At 63.6% G+C, this 20,289-nt stretch carries 19 protein-coding genes; 7 read left to right on the forward strand and 12 right to left on the reverse strand.

What is annotated here, in order from left to right; translation table 11 throughout:
• Window positions 1-2: 2 nt before the first annotated feature.
• The 11 genes from R4P47_RS12595 to R4P47_RS12645 all read right to left on the reverse strand — a co-directional run bounded on the left by R4P47_RS12595 (window position 3) and on the right by R4P47_RS12645 (window position 9,737).
• Entirely contained in the window at window positions 3-908 is a 906-nt protein-coding gene (locus tag R4P47_RS12595; protein WP_317784913.1) for a helix-turn-helix domain-containing protein, read from the reverse strand.
• A gap of 1 nt (window position 909) precedes the next feature.
• The gene (paaK, locus tag R4P47_RS12600) at window positions 910-2,217 is read right to left on the reverse strand and encodes a phenylacetate--CoA ligase PaaK (RefSeq protein ID WP_317784914.1); all 1,308 of its coding nucleotides are present in this window, start codon (window positions 2,215-2,217) and stop codon (window positions 910-912) included.
• A 16-nt stretch (window positions 2,218-2,233) separates the two neighbouring features.
• Window positions 2,234-3,328 carry a 1,2-phenylacetyl-CoA epoxidase subunit PaaE gene (gene paaE / locus R4P47_RS12605; RefSeq protein ID WP_317784915.1) on the reverse strand — a complete coding sequence of 365 codons (1,095 nt, stop codon included), beginning with the start codon at window positions 3,326-3,328 and terminating at the stop codon, window positions 2,234-2,236.
• The gene (gene paaD / locus R4P47_RS12610; protein WP_373454764.1) at window positions 3,328-3,789 is read right to left on the reverse strand and encodes a 1,2-phenylacetyl-CoA epoxidase subunit PaaD; all 462 of its coding nucleotides are present in this window, start codon (window positions 3,787-3,789) and stop codon (window positions 3,328-3,330) included. The genes paaE and paaD overlap by 1 nt, the downstream gene beginning before the upstream one ends.
• Before the next feature lie 41 nt (window positions 3,790-3,830).
• Window positions 3,831-4,748: a 1,2-phenylacetyl-CoA epoxidase subunit PaaC gene (paaC, locus tag R4P47_RS12615; protein WP_269594696.1), complete on the reverse strand. Its 918-nt coding sequence runs from the start codon at window positions 4,746-4,748 to the stop codon at window positions 3,831-3,833.
• 28 nt (window positions 4,749-4,776) lie between these two features.
• Window positions 4,777-5,139 (reverse strand): 1,2-phenylacetyl-CoA epoxidase subunit PaaB, encoded by a 363-nt coding sequence (gene paaB, locus R4P47_RS12620; protein WP_149407179.1) that lies wholly within the window; start codon window positions 5,137-5,139, stop codon window positions 4,777-4,779.
• Window positions 5,136-6,083 carry a 1,2-phenylacetyl-CoA epoxidase subunit PaaA gene (gene paaA / locus R4P47_RS12625; RefSeq protein WP_149407180.1) on the reverse strand — a complete coding sequence of 316 codons (948 nt, stop codon included), beginning with the start codon at window positions 6,081-6,083 and terminating at the stop codon, window positions 5,136-5,138. The genes paaB and paaA overlap by 4 nt, the downstream gene beginning before the upstream one ends.
• 120 nt (window positions 6,084-6,203) lie before the next feature.
• Complete coding sequence (locus R4P47_RS12630) at window positions 6,204-6,974, reverse strand: enoyl-CoA hydratase/isomerase family protein (RefSeq protein ID WP_317784916.1); 771 nt, start codon at window positions 6,972-6,974, stop codon at window positions 6,204-6,206.
• Window positions 6,971-7,822: a 3-hydroxyacyl-CoA dehydrogenase family protein gene (locus tag R4P47_RS12635; protein WP_317784917.1), complete on the reverse strand. Its 852-nt coding sequence runs from the start codon at window positions 7,820-7,822 to the stop codon at window positions 6,971-6,973. Before R4P47_RS12635 ends, R4P47_RS12630 begins: the two co-directional genes overlap by 4 nt.
• The gene (locus R4P47_RS12640; protein WP_317784918.1) at window positions 7,819-8,541 is read right to left on the reverse strand and encodes an enoyl-CoA hydratase/isomerase family protein; all 723 of its coding nucleotides are present in this window, start codon (window positions 8,539-8,541) and stop codon (window positions 7,819-7,821) included. The genes R4P47_RS12635 and R4P47_RS12640 overlap by 4 nt, the downstream gene beginning before the upstream one ends.
• Complete coding sequence (locus R4P47_RS12645) at window positions 8,538-9,737, reverse strand: thiolase family protein (protein ID WP_317784919.1); 1,200 nt, start codon at window positions 9,735-9,737, stop codon at window positions 8,538-8,540. Before R4P47_RS12645 ends, R4P47_RS12640 begins: the two co-directional genes overlap by 4 nt.
• Window positions 9,738-9,847: 110 nt before the next feature.
• Here R4P47_RS12645 and R4P47_RS12650 point away from each other — a divergent pair, with 110 nt between their 5' ends.
• The 5 genes from R4P47_RS12650 to R4P47_RS12670 all read left to right on the forward strand — a co-directional run bounded on the left by R4P47_RS12650 (window position 9,848) and on the right by R4P47_RS12670 (window position 14,408).
• Entirely contained in the window at window positions 9,848-10,459 is a 612-nt protein-coding gene (locus tag R4P47_RS12650) for a TetR/AcrR family transcriptional regulator (RefSeq protein ID WP_032380646.1), read from the forward strand.
• 76 nt (window positions 10,460-10,535) lie between these two features.
• Window positions 10,536-12,563 (forward strand): phenylacetic acid degradation bifunctional protein PaaZ, encoded by a 2,028-nt coding sequence (gene paaZ / locus R4P47_RS12655; RefSeq protein WP_317784921.1) that lies wholly within the window; start codon window positions 10,536-10,538, stop codon window positions 12,561-12,563.
• Complete coding sequence (locus tag R4P47_RS12660) at window positions 12,560-12,877, forward strand: EthD family reductase (protein ID WP_317784922.1); 318 nt, start codon at window positions 12,560-12,562, stop codon at window positions 12,875-12,877. Before paaZ ends, R4P47_RS12660 begins: the two co-directional genes overlap by 4 nt.
• Before the next feature lie 23 nt (window positions 12,878-12,900).
• Window positions 12,901-13,269, forward strand: a complete 369-nt coding sequence (paaI, locus tag R4P47_RS12665) for a hydroxyphenylacetyl-CoA thioesterase PaaI (RefSeq protein WP_317784934.1) — start codon at window positions 12,901-12,903, stop codon at window positions 13,267-13,269.
• A 29-nt stretch (window positions 13,270-13,298) separates the two neighbouring features.
• Window positions 13,299-14,408 (forward strand): helix-turn-helix domain-containing protein, encoded by a 1,110-nt coding sequence (locus tag R4P47_RS12670; RefSeq protein WP_317784923.1) that lies wholly within the window; start codon window positions 13,299-13,301, stop codon window positions 14,406-14,408.
• Here R4P47_RS12670 and R4P47_RS12675 read toward each other — a convergent pair.
• A complete protein-coding gene (locus R4P47_RS12675) occupies window positions 14,392-15,801 on the reverse strand; it encodes an FAD-binding oxidoreductase (RefSeq protein WP_317784925.1) in 1,410 nt (469 codons plus the stop codon). The genes R4P47_RS12670 and R4P47_RS12675 overlap by 17 nt on opposite strands.
• A 295-nt stretch (window positions 15,802-16,096) precedes the next feature.
• On the opposite strand from R4P47_RS12675, the gene R4P47_RS12680 reads away from it, so the two are divergent.
• Both R4P47_RS12680 and R4P47_RS12685 read left to right on the forward strand, forming a co-directional pair.
• Window positions 16,097-17,398 carry an MFS transporter gene (locus tag R4P47_RS12680; RefSeq protein WP_317784926.1) on the forward strand — a complete coding sequence of 434 codons (1,302 nt, stop codon included), beginning with the start codon at window positions 16,097-16,099 and terminating at the stop codon, window positions 17,396-17,398.
• 289 nt (window positions 17,399-17,687) lie between these two features.
• Window positions 17,688-20,249 (forward strand): AAA family ATPase, encoded by a 2,562-nt coding sequence (locus R4P47_RS12685; RefSeq protein WP_317784935.1) that lies wholly within the window; start codon window positions 17,688-17,690, stop codon window positions 20,247-20,249.
• Window positions 20,250-20,289 lie beyond the last annotated feature (40 nt).

Below are 20,289 nucleotides of genomic sequence, written 5' to 3' on the forward strand. Positions count from 1 at the left end.
GCTCAGCCGGCGCGATACGCGCGCGGTGACATGCCGTACGTCTCCTTGAACAGTTTCGAGAAGTTCGAGGAATCAATCAAACCGTGACGCGCGCAGATGGTTCCGATACTGTCTGCGGCGAAACGGGGGTCGCGTAGTTCGCGGTGGCAACGGTCGAGTCGCCTGGATCTGATCCAGCCGGCCACGGTACGGCCGTCGGACTCGAACAACTTCTGCAAGTAGCGCGTCGAAATATGGAGTCGCGCAGCGATCGACGCCGTGGACAGTGTGGGATCGGACAGATGCGACTCGACGAGGCTCTTGGCCTCGATCAGTAGCGTGGAACCCGGCGCATCATGGGGAGCCGCATCGTCGAGCGCGGCACAGAGAAGGTCGAGCACCGCGTTCTCGAGCATCGGCGTCGCCGGCAGTGTTCCGTCTGCGGCGTTGCGGCGCAAATTGAACAGAAACGGCGAAACCAACGCGCCGACGCCGTGATCGCCCTCGATGCGACGCGCGGCAACAGTCGTCAACTCACGGGAATCGATGCGGAGCGCGTCGCGGGGGAACATCACCACGAACATCTCGAAGTCTCCGACGAAATGCAGATCGTACGGGGCACTGGTGTCGTACACCGCGAAGTCGCCCGGCTCCAGCACGGCCTCGCGGTCGTTCTGAACCAGCGTGCCGCGGCCGGTCAATTGCAGTCCGACCTTGATCAGGCCGGGATCGGCACGCTTGATGGTGGCGCGGGTGCGCCGCACGTCCACCTCGCGCCCGGCGACCTCGCTCAGTTGCAGCGATCCCAACGTCGACGACACCAGGGTGCCCTGGAACGGAGACCGCCCGGTGGACACAGCGTCGAGCGGCACGAACGCCGTCGAGACGTTCTCGCGCCATTGCTCGAAATCCTGTGCCACCGGGCTCATGTCATACGGCCGGGCGGTTGTCGATCAGCCTGCGGGCCTTACCGATCGAACGCTCCAACGCCGCCTGCGGCAGTACGTCGACGTTCACCGTCACACCGATCCGATTCTTGACCAGCTTCTGCAGCGTCACGCCAAGGCCGGCGTACTGATCGGACGGCACATCGGGCCTGGCCTCGACCCGCACCGTCAGGGAATCCATTCGGCCTGCGCGATCGAGTACACACTGGAACTGAGGTGCGAGCGCGGGGACACCCAGGATGAGCTCCTCGATCTGCGTCGGGAAGAGATTGACGCCGCGCAGGATGATCATGTCGTCGGTCCGGCCGGTGACCTTCTGCATCCGACGCATCGTGCGGGCCGTGCCCGGCAGCAGACGCGTCAGATCCCGGGTGCGATACCGCACGATCGGCATCGCTTCCTTGGTCAGGGACGTGAACACCAATTCACCCTCCTCGCCGTCGGGCAGAACTTCGCCGGTCACCGGATCGATGATCTCCGGGTAGAAATGATCCTCCCAGATGTGCAGTCCGTCCTTGGTTTCGACGCATTCCATCGCCACACCCGGTCCCATCACCTCGGACAGGCCGTAGATGTCGACGGCATCCATCGCCAGAGTGTTCTCGATTTCGGTGCGCATCTCCTCGGTCCACGGCTCGGCACCGAACACACCGGTCTTCAGCGACGTCTTCGCGGGATCGATCCCCTTCTTCACCATCGCGTCGACGATCGTCAGCATGTAGGACGGGGTGACCAGGATGGCGTCGGGCTCGAAGTCCTGGATCAGTTGGATCTGACGATCGGTCATGCCACCGGACATCGGAATGACCGTGCAGCCGAGTCGTTCCGCGCCGTAATGCGCGCCGAGCCCGCCGGTGAACAGTCCGTACCCGTAGGCCACGTGCACCTTGTCCGACGGCTTGACGCCACCCGCGCGGAGACTACGGGCGATGAGATCGGCCCAGTTGTCTATGTCCTTGGCGGTGTAGCCGACGACGGTCGGGCGACCGGTGGTGCCCGAGGATGCATGAATGCGCGAGACCTGGTTCTGCGGCACGGCGAACATGCCGAACGGATAGTTGGCCCGCAGGTCCTGCTTGGACGTGAAGGGGAACTTCGCCAGATCGCTCAGGTCCTTCAGGTCGCTGGGATGCACTCCGGCATCGTCGAATGCCTTCTTGTAATGCGCCACGTTGTCGTAGGCGTGCTGCAGAGACCACCGCAGACGCTCCAACTGGAGAGCGGATATCCGGTCGCGAGAAGCGAACTCGATGTCGGGGGTGTCGGTGGGGGTGGACAAGACGCTGGTCATGGCAGTCTCCGGGGGATCAGGCGTCGAAGTCGACGGTGACGGTGTCGCTGACGGGGAAGGTCTGGCAGGTGAGTACGAAGCCGGCGTCGACCTCGTTGTCCTCGAGCGCATAGTTGCGACGCATGTCGACATCGCCGAAGGTCACCTTCGCACGGCATGTGCCGCACACTCCGCCCTTGCAGGCGAACGGAAGATCGGAGCGCAGCTGCTCGCCCGCGTCGAGAATCGACTCGTCCTGAGGCAGTGCGCCTTTCACCTCACGGCCGTCGAGGATGATGGTGACCTCGCTGCTGGGCCCGGTGACGCCGGGCTCACGGTGCTTCTCCTGCGGCGGCGGAATGTCGTCGACGTAGAAGAGTTCGGCGTGGATGCTGCTCTTGGCGACGCCGAGTTCCTTCAGCACGTCCTGTGCGTCGTTGACCATCCCGAACGGACCGCAGAGCCAGAAGTGATCGATGTCCGGTGTCGCGACGACAGTGTCGAGTATCTCGCGCAAGCGCTCGGCATCGAGCCTGCCGCTGAACAACTCGACCTCACGCGGTTCGCGGGACAGGACATGAATGATGTCGAATCGACTGCCGTACTGGTCTTTGAGGTCGGCTATCTCCTCGGCGAACATCACGGTGCGTGTGCGCCGATTGCCGTACAGCAGAACCACTTCGGCATCGGGGTTGGCGAGGACGGAGGCCGCGATCGACAGCATCGGGGTGATGCCGGATCCGGCCGCGATGAGAACGTGCCTGCCCGCCACTGCCGGGTCTGCATGGAAATTTCCGGTCGGACCCTGAACGTCGACGCGGTCGCCGGCCTTGACCTCGCGGACGAGCCAGGATGAGAACAGGCCGTCGCTGACCTCGCGAACGCCGACGCGGGGACGCGAGCCCGCGGGTGCACAGATCGAGTAGGAGCGGCGATGCTCGACACCGTCGATCGTGCGGCTGAGCATCAGTGACTGACCCGGCTTGAAGTCGAATTCCTCGCGCAGATCCTCCGGTACGTCGAAGGTGACGGCCACCGCGTCGTCGCACAGTGATTCCACATCGGCGACGGTCAGGGTGTGAAACGGCTTGTTGCGCTGGGTCTTCTGTACGGGCTCGGCGGTGACGGTCATCAGATTTCCTTGACGTGGTCGAAGGGTTCGAGGCAGTCGTCGCACCGATACTGGGCCTTGCACAGCGTCGCGCCGAACTCGGACGTCAGACGGGTGTTGACGGAACTGCACTGCGGGCAGGCGATCTCGCGGGGTTTGACCGTCAGGGTCAACGGAACCGGGCCGGAGGTGCGGGTCGGAGCAGGACCGGGCGTCGAGTAGCCGGATTCGCGTAGCTTGCGCAGGCCCTCCTCGGAAATCCAGTCGGTGCTCCACGCCGGGGTCAGGCTGGTGACGATCTCGACGTCGGAGTACCCGTGATCGGTCAGCTTGTGCGCGATGTCGTCGCGCATCGTCGCCATCGCCGGGCATCCCGAGTACGTCGGGGTGATGGTGACGAGAACGCTTCCGTCCTCGCGGACTTCGACGTCACGGAGGACGCCGAGGTCGTCGAGGGTGAGCAGCGGCATCTCGGGATCCATGACGGTAGCGGCGATCTCACGCGCCGTTCGTTGAAGTGTGGTCACCAGACTCCCTCCGGATGTGCCCTGGCCACTACCTGCATCTCGGCGATCAACGGCCCGAAGGCTTCGGTATGAATCCCACGTCGACCCCCGCGGCCACCGATGGTGCCGACGGATTTACCCTCGGGTGCCTCGAGCTCGGCGGCGTGCAGAACCTGTGCGAGAACGGAATCGAACTCCTCGCGAACATCCCGAGGGTCGACGGCAACGCCGACCTCGGCCAGGGCGATCTCCTCGTCCGTGGGGAGAAACAGCTCGGAGACATACGGCCAGATTCTGGTCACGGCGTCGCGCACTCGTTGCTTGGATTCATCGGTTCCGCAACCCAGCGTCACGACCCAGCGCGCGGCGTAATCACGATGGTAGGTCAGCTCTTTGACGCCTTTGCTCGCGACAGCGGCCAGAACCGGATCGCGAGATTCCTGCAGACGGGTGAAGACGGCGAGCCGCCACGTCGCGAACACCAGCAGGCGGACCTGGGATTTCGCGAAGTCACCGTTGTCGAGTTCGGTGAGTCGCACACACCGGAAATCTGCCTCGTCGCGGAAGAACGACAGTGCATCCTCGGCCGGTGCGGGAGAGGTGTCCGAAATGAACGGCACCACCGTCGGGTCTGCTTTGGCGGCGCGGGCCAGCAGCAGCCGAGCCTGGCCGAGGAGATCGAGGCCGACGTTGGCCAGGGCCACTTCCTCTTCGAGCTCCGGTGCGCGAGTGCTCCACTGCGCCAGTCGCTGCGAGCTGATCAGCGCGTCGTCGCCGAGCATGAGGCAGTATGCGGCAAGGGCTTTCAGGTCGACGTCGTCGGGGACGGTGGTGTCGACTCCGGCGAGGGGGTCGTCGAAACTCGTTCCGAATGCCCACTGTCCGTGCGAATCCTCGTCGACGAGGCCCTCGTAGGCGCTGTCGTGATCAGTCATCAGTGCTTGTCCTCTTGAAGAATGGGTCTCACATGTGCGGGACGTTGTCGGGGATCTCGTAGAACGTCGGGTGGCGGTACACCTTGTCGCCACTCGGTGCGAAGAAGGGATCCTTCTCCGACGGGGACGACGCGACGATCGAATTGGACGGAACCACCCAGATGCTGACGCCCTCGTTGCGACGGGTGTAGACGTCGCGAGCGTGCCGCAGTGCCATGTGGTCGTCGGCAGCGTGCAGCGATCCGACATGCACGTGGTTCAGGCCGCGCTTGCCGCGCAGGAACACCTCGTACAACGGCCAATCAGCCTTGACGGCTTCTCTTTTCGGCTCGACCGGAACGTTGTCGGTGGGAACTGCTCCGTGGCCGCCCTCGGCGGTGAACTCGTTCATGATGCTGCGTTCCTTGCTGCGAATGCGGTTGCGGCCTCACGGACCCAGGCACCGCCGTCGTGCGCTGCGCGACGGTTCGCGATGCGCTCGACGTTGGAGGCGCCGTTGCCCTTGATCACCTGCATGAACTCGGACCAGTCGGGCTCGCCGAAATCGTGCGACTTGCGCTCCTCGTTCCACTTCAGATCCGGGTCCGGGAACGTGACACCCAGAGCCTTTGCCTGCGGGATCGACATGTCGACGAAGCGTTGGCGCAGTTCGTCGTTGGTGTGACGCTTGATGCCCCACTTCATCGACTGCTCGGTGTTGGGGGACTCGTCGTCCGGCGGACCGAACATCATCAGTGCCGGCCACCACCAGCGGTTCACCGACTCCTGGACCATGGCGCGCTGCTCCTCGGTGCCGCGCATCATCGTCGCCAGTAGTTCGTAGCCCTGGCGCTGATGGAAGGATTCTTCCTTGCAGACGCGGATCATCGCGCGTGCGTACGGTCCGAAACTGCTGCGGCACAGGGGAACCTGATTGCAGATAGCTGCGCCGTCGACGAGCCAGCCGATGGTGCCCACGTCGGCGTACGTCAGGGTGGGGTAGTTGAAGATCGAGGAGTACTTCTGCTTGCCCTCGATGAGCTTGACCGTCAGGTCGGCGCGGTCCGCTCCGAGCGTCTCCGCGGCGGAGTAGAGGTAGAGGCCGTGGCCGGCCTCGTCCTGCACCTTGGCCATCAGAATCGCTTTGCGGCGCAGCGACGGCGCGCGGGTGAGCCAATTGCCCTCCGGCTGCATTCCGATGATCTCGGAATGCGCGTGCTGGGCGATTTGCCGAATGAGTGACTTGCGATAGCCGTCGGGCATCCAGTCTCGCGGCTCGACGCGCTGCTCACGGGAAATGGTGTCGTCGAACCCGTCCTGAAGCGTTTCGGCGGACAGGGTGTTTGACGTGGTCATAAGTCCTACTTTCATTACCGAATGATCGGTTGGTAACCAGTATGCCTCGAAGTGACCCCGGGCACAAGAGCGGCTGCGCCGCACGTGCGCGAAACCTCGTAGCAGGGGTCGAGTTTCTGTTCACATGCCGACGAAGGAGGCTCTCGTCTTGTTCAGGAAGGCGTCGACGGCGGCCTTGTGGTCCTGCGTCTGTCCCAGAGCCGTTTGTGCCTGCGCCTCGCGGTCCAAGGCGTCGGACAGTCCGGATCGAGCGATCAGAGACTTGACCTGCCTGTAGGCCTGGGTGGGCCCGGCAGCGAGGGAGGTGGCCAACGTGCGTGCGGTCTCGAGTACGTCCCCGTCCTCGACGACGCGATGCACCAGACCCCAGTCGAGGGCCTGCGCGGCGGTAACCCTGTCGCCGAGCAGCATCAGACCCGCGGCCCGGCTCGATCCCAGCGCCTCGACCAACGAGTAGCTCAACCCCGAGTCGCTGGCCAGGGCGATGCCGGTGAACGCCGTCGCGAACGAGGACTTGGTGCCCGCAACCCGAATATCTCCGGCCAAGGCAATCCCGAGACCTGCGCCGACGCATGCACCGGGGATGGCCACGACGATCGGTACCTCGAGCGCAGCCAGTCCGCGAATCACCGGGTTGTAGTGCTCACCGACGGTATCCATCGCCGTGGCCGGATCGGCCTCGAGTGCGGCGACGTGCTCGCCGAGATCCTGGCCGACGCAGAAGTTCTTCCCCTCTGCGGTGATCAGCACGGCGCGCACCTCGGGTGCAGCGGCCTTCTGGACGGCCTCCGCCAACGCAACCTTCGTTGCGACGTCGAGGGCGTTGTGTGCCTCGGAGCGCGCGAGGGTGATGATCGCCAAGCCGTCGGCGATGTCGAACCGTACCGTCATGTGTTCGTCCAATCGTGAAAGCCGCGACCGGACTTGCGTCCGATGTCGCCGCGAGCAACCATGTCTCGCAACAACTGCGGGGGAGTGAATCTGTCGCCGAGGGTCGACGCCAGGTGTTCTGCGATGGCGAGCCGAACGTCCAACCCGACGAGATCGGTCGACCGCAACGGTCCCATCGGATGCTTGTAACCGAGTTCCATGGCGCGGTCGATGGATTCGGCGTCGGCTACGCCTTCTTCCAGCATCCGAATGGCTTCGAGCCCGAGGCAGACTCCGAGCCGCGAGGTCGCGAAGCCGGGGGAGTCGTTGACGAGCACCTCGGTCTTGCCGAGGAGCGACACCCACTGCTGCACTCGCTGCACCACGTCTGCGGAGGTGGCGGGAGCGCGGACGATCTCGACGAGAGTCGACGCCGGAACCGGATTGAAGAAGTGCATCCCGATGAAGCGGCTCGGATCACTCAGTGCTGCGCCGAGTTCGGCGATGGAGATCGAGCTCGTGTTCGACGCGATGACCGTGCTGTCGGATGCGACTTTGTCTATCAGCGCCAACACCTCGACCTTGAGCGCCGGAATCTCGGGCACGGCTTCGACCACCAGGTCAAGGTCGGCCGGGAGGTCCGCGGGCCCGGCGACGGTGGAGACCCGCGCGAGAATCGCAGCGGGATCCTCACTGAGTTTGCCGCGCTCGTGCGCCCGATCCAACCCGGTCGAGACTCGACCGAGGGCCGCTTCTTGGTCGGCGGCTTCGGCGATGACGACGGTGGAACCGAGGGCCGCGAATACCTGCGCGATACCTGCACCCATGCGGCCGCCACCGACCACTGCCACCTTTGATGGAGCTGTCATTTCTTCTTCTCCAGAAATGCCGTCATCCGGCGTTGTTTGTCTTCGGTCTCGAACAGAACAGCCTGCGCGATGTCGTCGGCCCACGGGTGTGAACCAGGCGCATCGAGAATTTTCTTGGTCAGCTTCAGTGCCAGAGGTGCTTGCTTGGCAATGCGATCCGCGAGGGAATGCGCCGCAGCCAACGGCTCGTCGACGACGTCCAGTACCAGTCCAGAGCGGAGCGCCACCTCGGCGTCGAGCGTCCGGCCACCGAGAAGTACCTGCTTGGCGACGGACACTCCCACCAAAGTCGGCAACCGGTAGCTGGCCCCGGCGGCCGCCATGATGCCCAGCCCCGGTTCGGGATTGCCGAACACCGCCGTCGGCGACGCGAGACGGATGTCGCAGGCGTAGGACAGTTCTGCGCCACCGCCGAGGGCGTAACCGCGGACCGCGGCGATCGTCGGCAGGGGCAGTGCGGCGATGCGGTCGAACAGGTTTCGGTTGATGCCGCGCAATGCGTCGTCGCGGGTACGGGCCCGCAGCTGGTTGATGTCGGCACCGCCGGCGAAGTGCTCGCCCTGCCCCGTCAGGATGACGATCTTGGGATCCTGCTCCACGAGCGCGCACACCTCGTGCAACTCGCCGATCATCTCGGCATCGATTGCGTTGCGCTGCTTCTCGCGATTCAGGGTGACGACAACCCGGTCGGTCAGCTCCTCGACGACGAGCGTGTTCACGGTGCCTCGATCAACATCGACACGCCTTGCCCGACGCCGACGCACAGCGTCGCGAGCCCACGGGACGCCTTCTCACGTTCCATCCGGCCCAACAGCGTCAACAGGATTCGAGCACCGGAGGAACCCAGGGGGTGGCCGAGGGCGATGGCCCCGCCGTCGGCGTTGACGATGTCCTCGTTCAGCTTCAGTTGACGGATGACGCCGAGGGACTGGGCCGCGAAGGCTTCGTTGAGTTCGACGGCACCGAGGTCCTCGACAGACCACCCGGCGCGAGCGAGGGCCTTCTGTGTGGACGGCACGGGCCCGAGCCCCATGATGTGCGGCGCGATGCCTGCACTCGCACTGGTGACGATGCGTCCGCGAACGTCGAGGCCGTACTTGTTCACGGCCTCCTCGGAGGCCACCACCAATGCCGACGCACCGTCGGTGAAGGGAGAGGACGTTCCGGCAGTGACGATGCCGTCCTTGCGGAACACGGCCTTCAACGTCCCCAGCTTGTCCACTGTGGTTCCGCGTCGCGGTGTCTCGTCGCCGGTGACCTCGCCGTTCTTGGTCGTGACGGCCACGATCTCGTCGGCGAAGCGTCCGGCATCCTGGGCGGCGATGGCACGCTGCTGGCTGCGGAAGGCGAAGGCGTCGGACTCCTCGCGGGTGATGCCCTCGCTGAGCGCGACCTCCTCGGCGGTCTCGCCCATCGACAGGGTGATCTTGGGATCGGTCCCCGCGTCGTGGGAAGCGAAGGTCGGATTGGTGAATCGCCAGCCGAGGGAGGTATCGAAGATCTCCCCGGGCTTGGCCCATGCGGTTCCCGGCTTGGCCATGACCCAGGGCGCGCGCGTCATGGACTCGACGCCACCGGCCACGATGATCTCGGCCTCACCGCTGCGAATGGTGCTCGCGGCGTTGGCGACTGCGGTCAGTCCGCTCGCGCACAGACGGTTGACGGTGTATCCCGGCACGGTACGGGGGAGTCCTGCGAGCAGAACTGCCATTCTGGCCACATCGCGATTGTCCTCGCCGGCCTGGTTCGCGGCACCGAGAATCACCTCGTCGATTCGGTCGACGGGAACGCCCGAGCGCCGGACCGCCTCGGCGACGACGATCCCGGCCAGATCGTCGGGGCGCACGGTCGACAGCGCACCACCGTAGCGCCCGTGCGGGGTGCGTGCGCCGGCCACCAGAAATACTTCGCCCACTTCGAACTCCTTCGTACGGTTGCGTCATTGATAACCGAACATTCGGTCGTTTGGCAAGGCCTGCTGCCCGTGGTGCTGTGGAATCGGCCATCGGCTGAGAAGATGTGGCAATGACAACCGCACGCGCGCCGCGCAAGACCGGACAGCCAGGGCGGCCGGGATACGACCTCGATTCCCTCCTGGCAGTGGCGGTCAAGGTCTTCAACGACCGCGGATACGACGGCACCAGCATGGAAGTTCTGGCGAAGCGGCTCGGCATCACCAAGTCCTCGATCTATCACCACGTGTCCGGCAAGTCCGAGTTGCTCGAACTCGCGCTGTCGCGGGCTCTCAATGCACTGTTCGCCGTCACGACCGAGGATCGGGCCACGACCGGGCGATACATCGACCGCCTCGAATACCTGGTGCGACGCAGCGTGGACATTCTGTGCGCCGAACTGCCCTACGTCACGCTATTGCTGCGAGTCCGCGGCAACACCGACGTCGAGCGACGGGCCCTCGCCCGTCGCCGCGAATTCGATTCCTTCGTCACCGGGCTCGTGGTCGCCGCCGCCGAGGAAGGCGACCTGCGTCCCGGTGTCGACCCGGCGCTGGCGTCGAAGCTGGTGTTCGGCACGGTCAACTCCCTCATCGAGTGGTACCGCCCGCGCACCGGCGGATCGGTCGAGGAGTTGGCCGACGCGGTAGTGGCTCTGACCTTCGACGGGTTGCGTCGCACGTAGCCGGACAAGTCTTGACATCTCGGCGTTCGACGGCGATGGTAATTACCGACCGAACGTACGGTGAGATGGAGGCGTTGTGAGCAGACTTCTGGAAAGCTATGCCCAGGGAGCGTGGTATTCCGCGACCGACGAGGGAACGCCGCTGCTGAGCGCCGTCGACGGCAGCGAGATCGCTCGGGTGTCCTCCAGCGGCCTCGACGTCGCCGGCATGGTCGACTACGCCAGAACTGTCGGCGGCCCGGCCCTCGCCGCCTTGACGTTCCACGAACGCGCGGCCCTGCTGAAGCAGTTGGGCCTGACGCTGATGGCCGGCAAGGAGGAGTTCTACCAACTCTCCCGACATACCGGAGCCACCGTCCGTGATTCCGGCGTCGACATCGACGGCGGCTTCGGTACCGTGCTGAGCTACGCGAGCAAGGCTCGACGCGAGCTGCCCAACGACACTGTCTATCTCGACGGCGCGATCGAACAGCTCGGCAAGAAGGGCACCTTCCTCGGTCAGCACATCTACACCTCGCGGCGCGGTGTCGCCGTGCAGATCAACGCCTTCAACTTCCCCGTCTGGGGATTCCTCGAGAAGCTGGCACCCGCGTTCATCGCCGGCGTGCCGTCGATCATCAAGCCCGCCAGCCAAACTGCGTACCTCACCGAGCTGGTGTTCCGCCGGATCATCGAATCGGGATTGCTGCCCGAGGGATCGGTACAGCTGCTGTGCGGTAGTGCCCGCGGCGTCCTCGATCACCTCGGCGGTCAGGACTCCGTAGCGTTCACCGGAAGTGCCGATACCGCAGCGACTCTGCGGTCGCACCCCAAGGTCGTCGGCGAGGGATTGCACTTCACGGCCGAGGCCGACTCTCTGAACGCGTCCATTCTGGCTTCCGATGTTGCGCAGGACGATCCGGAGTTCGATCTGTTCGTCAAGGGCGTCTTCGTCGAGATGACATCCAAGGCGGGACAGAAGTGCACGGCCATCCGGCGCGTGTTGGTCCCGCAGGACTCGGTCGAGCCCGTCATCGAGGCGCTGAAGGCAAAGCTGGAGAAGGTCGTCGTCGGTGATCCGGCAGACGAGGGCGTCACCATGGGTGCGCTGGCAAGCATCGAACAACGCGACGAGGTACTCAAATCCATTCGTGGACTGACCAAGTCCGCTTCGGTGGTCTTCGGCGATCCGGAGACGGTGGATCAGCGGGCCGGCGCATTCATGGCACCGGTGCTGCTGAAGGCCGGAGACAAGACCGCGACCGAACCGCATGACATCGAGGCCTTCGGGCCCGTCTCGACCGTCATCGGATACGACAGCACTGCAGACCTTCTCGATCTCGTCGCCCGCGGCAAGGGTTCGTTGGTCGCCTCTGTCGTGACCAAAGATTCGGCCATCGCACGCGAGCTCGTACTCGGGTGCGCTCCGTACCACGGTCGCATCCTGGTGTTGAACTCCGAGGACGCAAAGGAATCGACCGGCCACGGATCTCCGCTGCCAGTTCTGGTGCACGGCGGACCGGGCCGGGCAGGCGGTGGTGAAGAACTCGGCGGTATCCGCGGCGTGCTGCACCACATGCAGCGCACCGCAATTCAGGGAACCCCGGACGTTCTGACGGCCATTGGCAACAAGTGGGTCACCGGCGCGAAGCAGACGACCGGCGACGTCCACCCGTTCCGAAAGAACCTCGGCGAGTTGAAGCTGGGCGACACCATCATCGGTGGCCCACGACAGGTCACCCGCGCCGACATCGATCACTTCGCCGAGTTCACCGGCGACACCTTCTATGCGCACACCGATCCCGAAGCGGCAGCGGCCAATCCGCTGTTCGGCGGCATCGTGGCGCACGGCTACCTGGTGGTGTCGCTGGCCGCCGGGCTGTTCGTCGACCCGGCACCAGGCCCCGTGCTCGCCAACTTCGGCGTCGACAGCCTGCGCTTCCTGACGCCTGTCAAGGCCGAGGACTCGTTGACGGTCACGTTGACGGCCAAGCTGATCACACCGCGCCAGAGTGCCGACTACGGCGAGGTGCGCTGGGACGCAGTGGTTGTCAACCAGAACGGCGATCCCGTCGCGACATACGACGTGCTGACTCTCGTCGCGAAGCCCGAGGTCGCGTCATGAGCGTGCGAGTGGCCGTCTGTTACGGAATGCCCGAGGACCCTGCCGCATTCGATCGTCACTACGCCGACGTGCACGTCCCCCTCGCTCGCGCTGTCCCCGGTCTGATCGACTTCACCTGGGGCACGCTCGACTCACTCGACGATTCACCACCGCCGTACTACGCGATCGCCAGCCTGTACTTCGCGGACGAGACGTCGCTGAAGGCAGGATTGGCCTCGCCCGAGATGACAGCGGCAGGCAAGGATCTGCGCAATTTCGCGACCGGTGGGGCCGTCATGTTCACTCAGAATGAGCGATCGGTGTTGGAGCCGTGACCGATTCGCCTATCGCCCGCGAGATGTTCGAGGTCGACGCCGCGTCGCGCAAGCTAGGCATCGAATTGATCGAGTTGTCACCCGGGCACGCCAGGATGTCGATGGTCGTGACCGAGGACATGGTCAACGGCTATGCCATCACCCACGGCGGCTACGTGTTCCTGTTGGCGGACACCACGTTCGCGATGGCCTGCAACTCGCACGAGGACTCGGCCGTCGCGGCACGTTGCGACATCCGATACCTCCGTCCGACGAAGGCCGGGGACGTGCTGGTTGCAGATGCCGTCGAGCGTGCGCGGTTCGGCCGGAACGGCCTCTACGACGTGTCGGTGACGTGTCGAGACGAGCTGGTCGCCGAATTCCGAGGTGACAGTCGCACCGTGGCCAGGTAGTCGGATCTGCTCGGAAGTACGGTGAGTCGATGACCACTGTCGATCTGTCTGTCTTGGCCGACGCCACGGCGGCTGCTGTGGGCGGCGCGGTATCGGTGATGGACCCGGCCGGCTACGTCGTGGCCTACTCGTCGCTGCCCGGGCAACCGATCGACGACGTGCGGCGCGACGGGATTCTCGGCAAGCAGGTTCCGGCCGAGTACATGGCGCACCATACCGACGAGGAGTTCCGGCGCAGTTCCACTGTGCGCATCGTCGCCGTAGCCGGGGTGCTACCTCGCCTGGCCGTGCCGGTAACTAGTGGCGGCGAATATCTCGGTTCGATCTGGTGCATTGTCCCCACCGCGGCAGTGTCTCCGCCCGAGCCGGCCGCGATGGCCGCATTGCTACGGGCAGCCGCCGAAGCAATACCGCTGCTGAGTCAGCGACCACAGGCGGTGGGCGTCGAAAAGCCCAGGGCACGTGAACTACTGACCGATCCAGCCGCCGTCACACCTGATGGGCAGTTGTACACAGTGCTGGCCACTCGGGTGCAGTCGGACCGGCCGGACGCGGCCGCGTCGCGACTGCGGGGGATGCTCGACCTGACCTTCGGGCAACAGCTCGACTCGGGTGCTGTCGTGATCGACGGTGCAGTCTTCCTCGTGATGCGTTCCGAAATCCCAATCACCGTAGATGAATTCGAGCATGTTCGACGCAGGGCTGTATCTGCCCTCGGAATTCCGGTGACGTTCGCGCTCGGTGGACCGGACGAGCGCCCGATGACTGCTCGAGTGCATGCGCAGTGGGCGCTCGACGCCTGCGAGGACGGTGCTCCGACCATCATGTTCGAGGACGTTCGAGTCCAATCCGCGCTGCGCAGGGCAGGGGCAGTTCTGTCGGAGGTGTCGTTGGCGTTGCCTGCCGTCGAGCGGATGCTTTCCTGCGATGCTTCGGAAGGTACCGAGTACGCCGCGACGGTGCTGGCGTTGTTGGCGCACGAGTCCAACGTCGCCGCCGCAGCTGCATCGCTGTACCTGCACCCCAACACCTTCCGCTACCGACTCCGGCGTACCAAGGAGTTGTTCGGTCTCGATCTCGACGACGCGGACACCCGGTTGCTGGTCTGGATGTCGCTACGGCTCAGGGCCGGGCGGTGAGGACCTTCCCGGGGTTGAGCAGATAGTGCGGGTCCAGCAATTCCTTGATGCCACGCTGTAGTTCTGCTGCGACCGGATCGAGTTCGGTCTCGAGTAGGTCCCGCTTGAGCAGTCCCACCCCGTGCTCGCCGGTGATGGTTCCACCGAGTGAGAGGGCGAAGGCCGCGATCTCGTCGAACGCGCTGTGCGCTCTGGCCAACGATGAGGGGTCGAGGGGGTCGACGATGACCGTCGGATGGATGTTGCCGTCCCCTGCGTGGCCGACGACTCCGATGACGATGCCCAGCCGGTCTGCCACCCGGCCCACCTCGTCGATCATCGTGGCGAGTTGTGAAATAGGAACGGACACATCGTCGACCAACGGTGAGCCGAGACGCTCGAGTGCCGGGTACGCCAGTCGACGGGCCTGCACGAGCTGCTCCGATTCGACCTCGTCCTCGGCAACGGCCACATCGGTCGCACCGGCTGCGGTGCACAGTGCGGCGATAGCCTCGAGCTCCTGCACGGCACCGTCGCCGATGTCGGATTGGGCGATCAGCACTGCCGCGGCGTCGGTGCCGAAGTCCATTCGGGCGTAGGCGTCGATAGCGGCGATGGTGGTGCGGTCCAACAACTCGAACAGGCTCGGGGTGATACCTGCCGCACGAATCCTCGACACTGCCTCTCCTGCAGCGACAGTGGAGGGGAAGGTCGCAGCCATCGTCAGCGGAGTTGAACTGGGAAAGTCGAGGCCGACGGTGGCTTCGGTGATGATGCCGAGCGTTCCCTCGGAGCCGACGAACAGTTCGGCCAGAGAGAGCCCAGCGACACCTTTAACGGTGCGTCGACCGACGAACGTCGCGCGGCCGTCGGCGAGTACGACGCGCAGCCCACGGACGAATCGTGCTGTGACACCGTATTTCACGCAGCACAGGCCGCCGGCGTTGGTGGCGATGTTGCCGCCGATCGTCGACGCCTCCCAGCTGGATGGATCGGGGAGGTACGTCAGTCCCTGCTGCACGGCAGCATCTTTCAACTCTTTGTTGGTGACACCGGGTTGCACGACGGCGGTGCGGTTGACGACGTCCAGCTCGACGATCTTGTTCATGCGCCGGGTATTGAGGGCGATGGCTCCGACGCTGGCGTTCGCTGCTCCGGCCAGGCCGGTCAATGCTCCCTGTGGCACAACGGGAATGCGGTGTGCCGACGCGATGCTCATGACGGCCTGGACGTCCGACTCCGTGGTCGGCAGTACCGCCACCAGTGGCAGGGTGGATTCGCACAGAGCTGCCGAGTCGTGCCGATAACTGGCGAGAATGTCGGGGTCGGTCACCACCGCGTCGACACCGAGGGCGCGCATCAGTTCGTCGATGACCTGAGAGTGGTGAACGAGAGTCGACGTGGGTGCGGCCATGAGTTTGAGTATGACCGGCGTCACTGTCGACGTCTGCGTCGTTTCGGACGAAGCGAGAGGCCCCGATCGGTAGTTTCCGACGAAGTGCGTCCATCGCCTTGTTATGTACGCGACCACCTTGACAAACTACGGTGGCGCCGGTCACAGTAATTACCGACCGAATGGACGGTGAGTTTTATCCGATTCTGCGCTTGCACGTAGTCGCCGTCCTTCACCCATCGCAACCCGCCCCGCCCCACTCCGAACGGCCGCTCGATGCCCGAGCGCCGGAGCCCGAACGAAACGAGACAAGTCGATGTCAACACAGGTCGAGACGCCCGCCGGGGTGTCGCGTGAGCATCGCCGCGCCGCGATGGCCAGCATGGTCGGAACCACCGTCGAGTGGTACGACTTCTTCATCTACGCGCAGGCCGCGTCGCTCATTTTCGCTCAGCTGTTCTTCGCGCCGATGGGCTCGTCCGGACAGCTGGTCGCCTACGTGACCATCGGTATCAGCTTCGTCTTCCGTCCTCTCGGGGCCATCGTCGCCGGCTACTTCGGTGACAAGATCGGTCGCAAGAAGGTCCTCATCGCGACGCTGACATTGATGGGTGCGGCCACGGTCGGTATGGGACTGCTGCCGACCTACGCGACCATCGGCATCTGGGCTCCGATCATCCTGGTCGTGCTGCGCATCCTGCAGGGTTTCTCCACCGGCGGCGAGTGGGGCGGCGCGGCACTGATGGCCGTCGAGCATGCACCGAAGGGCAAGCGCGGAATCTACGGCGCGGCAACTCAGATGGGTGTTCCGCTCGGCATGCTCATTGCGGTGGGAACGTTGGCACTGTGCACCGGTTTGCTCAGTGAGGAGCAGTTCGAGGCCTGGGGCTGGCGTATTCCGTTCCTCATCAGCTTCGTGCTCATTCTCGTCGGCTTCTACATCCGCCGCCGCGTCGAGGAGACTCCGGTGTTCAAGGAGCTCGCAGAACGCAAGGAGCGCAACCACACTCCGGTTCGTGCACTGTGGCGCACCAACAAGAAGCAGGTCATGCTGGCCGCGCTGTCGTTCATCGGTACCAACGGCAACGGCTACATCATCGTCGGTGGATTCATCGTGGCGTACTCGACGAGGGAACACGGACTTGCTCGCGTGGACGTGTTGGTGGCCAGCCTGTTCGCGGCCATCGTGTGGGGAATCTTCACCCTCCTCGGAGCGTATCTGTCCGATCGCTACGCCCGAACCACGATCATGAACCTCGGCAACGCGGCAATGGTGTTGTGCGCCATCCCGTTCTTCCTGCTCGTCGACACCGGCGAATTGCATTGGATCTACGTGGCCCTCGGTCTCTTCGCCGTCGGACTCGGGCTGTCGTACGGTCCGCAGCCGGCTCTGTACGCCGAGATGTTCCCCGCAGCAGTCAGATTCAGCGGCGCATCCATTGGCTACGCCATCGGCACGGTGCTCGGTGGAGCTTTCGTTCCCACGATCTCCGAGGCACTGTTCAAGGGAACAGGCACCTCGATGTCGATCTCGATCTACCTGATGATCCTGGCCGCGATCTCCTTCGTTGCGACCTCACGAATCAAGAACCGTAAAGACGAGGATCTGAACGTCTGAGTTATCTGTGACGAAAGCCCCGAAACAATAGTGGTTTCGGGGCCTTAGTCATCGATGACCAGGCGACCCCGCCGCGCGCGCTATGCCCGCGATCCCACCCCACTCGTCGGATGACGAAGAGTTGCTCTTGGCCTTGTGAAGATAAGTGGCGAGCCGTGAGGGCCCTTGACAGGAACGTCGTTGGTCGTGCGATGATCCGGGATCGATCCAGGGCAAGTCAACAGGCGGGTGGGACGTGGCAGACACCACAGCAAACAGCTGGGCACGGTTTTGGGCAGTCGACCTCCACGTGCATACACCGGCCTCAAGTGACGCCAGAGACCAAGATTTCGGTTCGGCGGCGGACATCGTGAGTAAGGCACTCGAGGTAGGCCTAAGCGCCATTGCAGTCACAGACCACAACACCGTTGCGTGGTGCAGTCAGATGACGGCGGCTGCCCGTGGCACAGACCTTGTGGTTCTCCCTGGTTTTGAGTTGAGTACACCACAAGGGCATCTGCTCGGCATCTGGGAGGAAGGAACGGCATCTTCCGCCATTGAAGACGTGTTGATACGGGTGGGAATCGAGCGCGAGCACCTTGGTGATCTAAACGTTGTGGCGACTAAGAGTATGAGTGAATGCGCCGCGGAAATCGCCGCAAAAGGCGGACTCGCCGTGGCCGCCCATATCGACAAAGAGAAAGGAATTCTTACCCAACCGAGCCCGACCTATGTCAACCATCTTTTGGCCGACCGGAAGATCAACGCGTACGAATACGTACTGAGAGAGACTCCAGCCAAGGTCGCCGCAAAGCTTGGCGACACCCGCGAACCCGCCCTGATTCAAAGCTCAGACGCATACGACGCGACAATCAGCCGCCACTCCGCCTCTGGAATTGGCATTCGGCGAACCTGGATCAAGGCTGCCCGTCCTGACCTCTGTGGGATTCGATATGCGTTGGAGGATCACGAATTGCGGGTTCGACTGTCCGATCCTGCCGCATGTGCCCCCCACCCCACCATTAACTCGGTCGCTATCTCGGCGGGATTCCTCGGCCAAACCGCCTTCGGTTTTAGCCCTGAGCTCAACTGCCTACTAGGTGGCACCGGTGCCGGTAAATCACTGGTTTTGGAGGCGCTCCGGTTTGCGCTCGACCAGCAAGTTGATGCAGAACTTTTCAAACGCATCCGCCACGAGGTCGACCAGCGACTCGCTCTTGCACTGGGCGATGGTACGCAGGTCGCAATCGAGATCAGTACGCATGTGGGGTTATTTCGAATCAGACGAACGTTCCGCGCCCTTAACGGCTCCGAGCCGATCGTTCAGCAGGACGTTGCCGGGGAGTGGGTAGACGTGGATCGTAATCCGTCGAGCCTCATCACGCTGGCCGCGTTCTCCCAAGGCGAGATACTGGAGTACGCAAGGCAGCCAGTCGGCCGCATGGGTCTAGTTGACGCCAAGCTTGACCTGGAGGATGTTGAGGCGCGCATCGCGGCGAGCACGCTGCGGCTACGCGCCAACGGGATCGAACTGATTGCGTCACGTGACCGAGTGCAATCGTTGACCGAAGACGCAGCTGAAGCCGAAGCGCTTAAGTCACGAGAGCGTGAACTATCACACCTCTTTGACGGCGATCTAGTCAAAGCTCAGGGTCGCTGGACCGCGGAGAAGAGCGCCCTAACTGGGCTTGTAGAAGAAGTCGAGCAGTTGACCTTCATTCCGCCACCTATTCCAGGTCCAGTTGCCGCCAAGATCACGCCGGAGCACGACGATGAATTCGCTCGAATCCTATCTGCGCGTAAGGCGTTCGCGGACGAAGTCAGTTCAGCTAGGTTGGCCATCGATAAGAGTTTAGTCAATTTTCAAACGACTGTTCGCACAGTAGCGAGCGAGCTAGACGCTAAGTTCGAGGTCTTTAAGAACCGACTAGACGATGCTCTCGCCGAGTCCGGAGCGAGCTCGCTACCCCTGCTGCGGACTGAGCTTGAGGGTATTCAACTAAGGCTGAACAAGGCCGAGAGCGCCGCGCAGACTCTCGCGAGCGACGCGCGGCCTGAACAATCTCGCTTGAACAAAGAGCGCGACGAGCTGCTGACCGAACTTAAACGGGCGCGAGACGACCGTCGATCACTTAGGCGTGCCCGTGCTGACGAACTGAACCGCAAAACAAGCGGCTTTGTAAAGATTGACATCCCCAGCAGGGGTGATACGACGGAGTTCCGAAATGCCCTCGAAGAGCTTAAAGTTGGCTCACGTCTGCGTGAACAGGTACTCGACCTGATCGCCGGTGGGATCAGGCCGTACAACCTCGTGCGAGCGATCTGGAGTGGAGACCCCACCTTGGCCGGCGACTTGCCCGAAGGAGTCACCGCTACAGAAATTTCCCGCCTTGTGGCCGCCGTTGCTGACAGGGATCTCTGGCAACAACTCTTTCAGACCCAGCTCATCGATACCCCGGATGTCCTCAACGTTAAGTTTCGAAAGCCAGAGGGCAAGGACTATGCCCGGATTGAGGATCTTTCCCATGGCCAGAAGTGCACAGCGATCCTCGTGATCCTGTTGGCAGACGGCGATACCCCTGTGCTGATTGACCAACCAGAGGATGCGCTCCACGCTCCGTGGATTGAGGAATACCTTGTAGACCGATTGAGAGATCTCAGGGGTTCCCGCCAGTACATACTTGCTACTCGCAGCCCGGGGCTAGTCGTCAGTGCTGACGCTGAGCAGCTGATCACCATGAGAGCAACCGCCAACAGTGGCGAAGTGGAAGCATCCGGCTCGCTAGAACGATACGATCTCAACAAGCTGGCACTTCATCACCTTGAGGGCGGGCGTGGCGTGTCCCCGGTGAACGGGGCCATCTTGTTTTAGAGTCTTGTTGCCCCTGACGTGGGCGGATAGGACGATGGAG

This window comes from Rhodococcus sp. IEGM 1370 (genome assembly GCF_033142325.1).
Taxonomy (GTDB): domain Bacteria; phylum Actinomycetota; class Actinomycetes; order Mycobacteriales; family Mycobacteriaceae; genus Rhodococcoides.

Bases quoted from the DNA above. Each gene is read 5' to 3' on its own strand.
- R4P47_RS12675 (WP_317784925.1), bottom strand. From the start codon at position 15,801: ATGGCCGCACCCACGTCGACTCTCGTTCACCACTCTCAGGTCATCGAC.
- R4P47_RS12630 (WP_317784916.1), bottom strand. From the start codon at position 6,974: ATGACGGTACGGTTCGACATCGCCGACGGCTTGGCGATCATCACCCTC.
- paaC (WP_269594696.1), bottom strand. From the start codon at position 4,748: ATGACTGATCACGACAGCGCCTACGAGGGCCTCGTCGACGAGGATTCG.
- paaK (WP_317784914.1), bottom strand. From the start codon at position 2,217: ATGACCAGCGTCTTGTCCACCCCCACCGACACCCCCGACATCGAGTTC.
- paaI (WP_317784934.1), top strand. From the start codon at position 12,901: ATGTTCGAGGTCGACGCCGCGTCGCGCAAGCTAGGCATCGAATTGATC.
- R4P47_RS12660 (WP_317784922.1), top strand. From the start codon at position 12,560: ATGAGCGTGCGAGTGGCCGTCTGTTACGGAATGCCCGAGGACCCTGCC.
- paaE (WP_317784915.1), bottom strand. From the start codon at position 3,328: ATGACCGTCACCGCCGAGCCCGTACAGAAGACCCAGCGCAACAAGCCG.
- R4P47_RS12680 (WP_317784926.1), top strand. From the start codon at position 16,097: ATGTCAACACAGGTCGAGACGCCCGCCGGGGTGTCGCGTGAGCATCGC.
- paaB (WP_149407179.1), bottom strand. From the start codon at position 5,139: ATGAACGAGTTCACCGCCGAGGGCGGCCACGGAGCAGTTCCCACCGAC.
- R4P47_RS12670 (WP_317784923.1), top strand. From the start codon at position 13,299: ATGACCACTGTCGATCTGTCTGTCTTGGCCGACGCCACGGCGGCTGCT.
- R4P47_RS12635 (WP_317784917.1), bottom strand. From the start codon at position 7,822: ATGACAGCTCCATCAAAGGTGGCAGTGGTCGGTGGCGGCCGCATGGGT.
- paaA (WP_149407180.1), bottom strand. From the start codon at position 6,083: ATGACCACGTCAAACACCCTGTCCGCCGAAACGCTTCAGGACGGGTTC.
- paaD (WP_373454764.1), bottom strand. From the start codon at position 3,789: ATGGATCCCGAGATGCCGCTGCTCACCCTCGACGACCTCGGCGTCCTC.
- R4P47_RS12650 (WP_032380646.1), top strand. From the start codon at position 9,848: ATGACAACCGCACGCGCGCCGCGCAAGACCGGACAGCCAGGGCGGCCG.
- R4P47_RS12595 (WP_317784913.1), bottom strand. From the start codon at position 908: ATGAGCCCGGTGGCACAGGATTTCGAGCAATGGCGCGAGAACGTCTCG.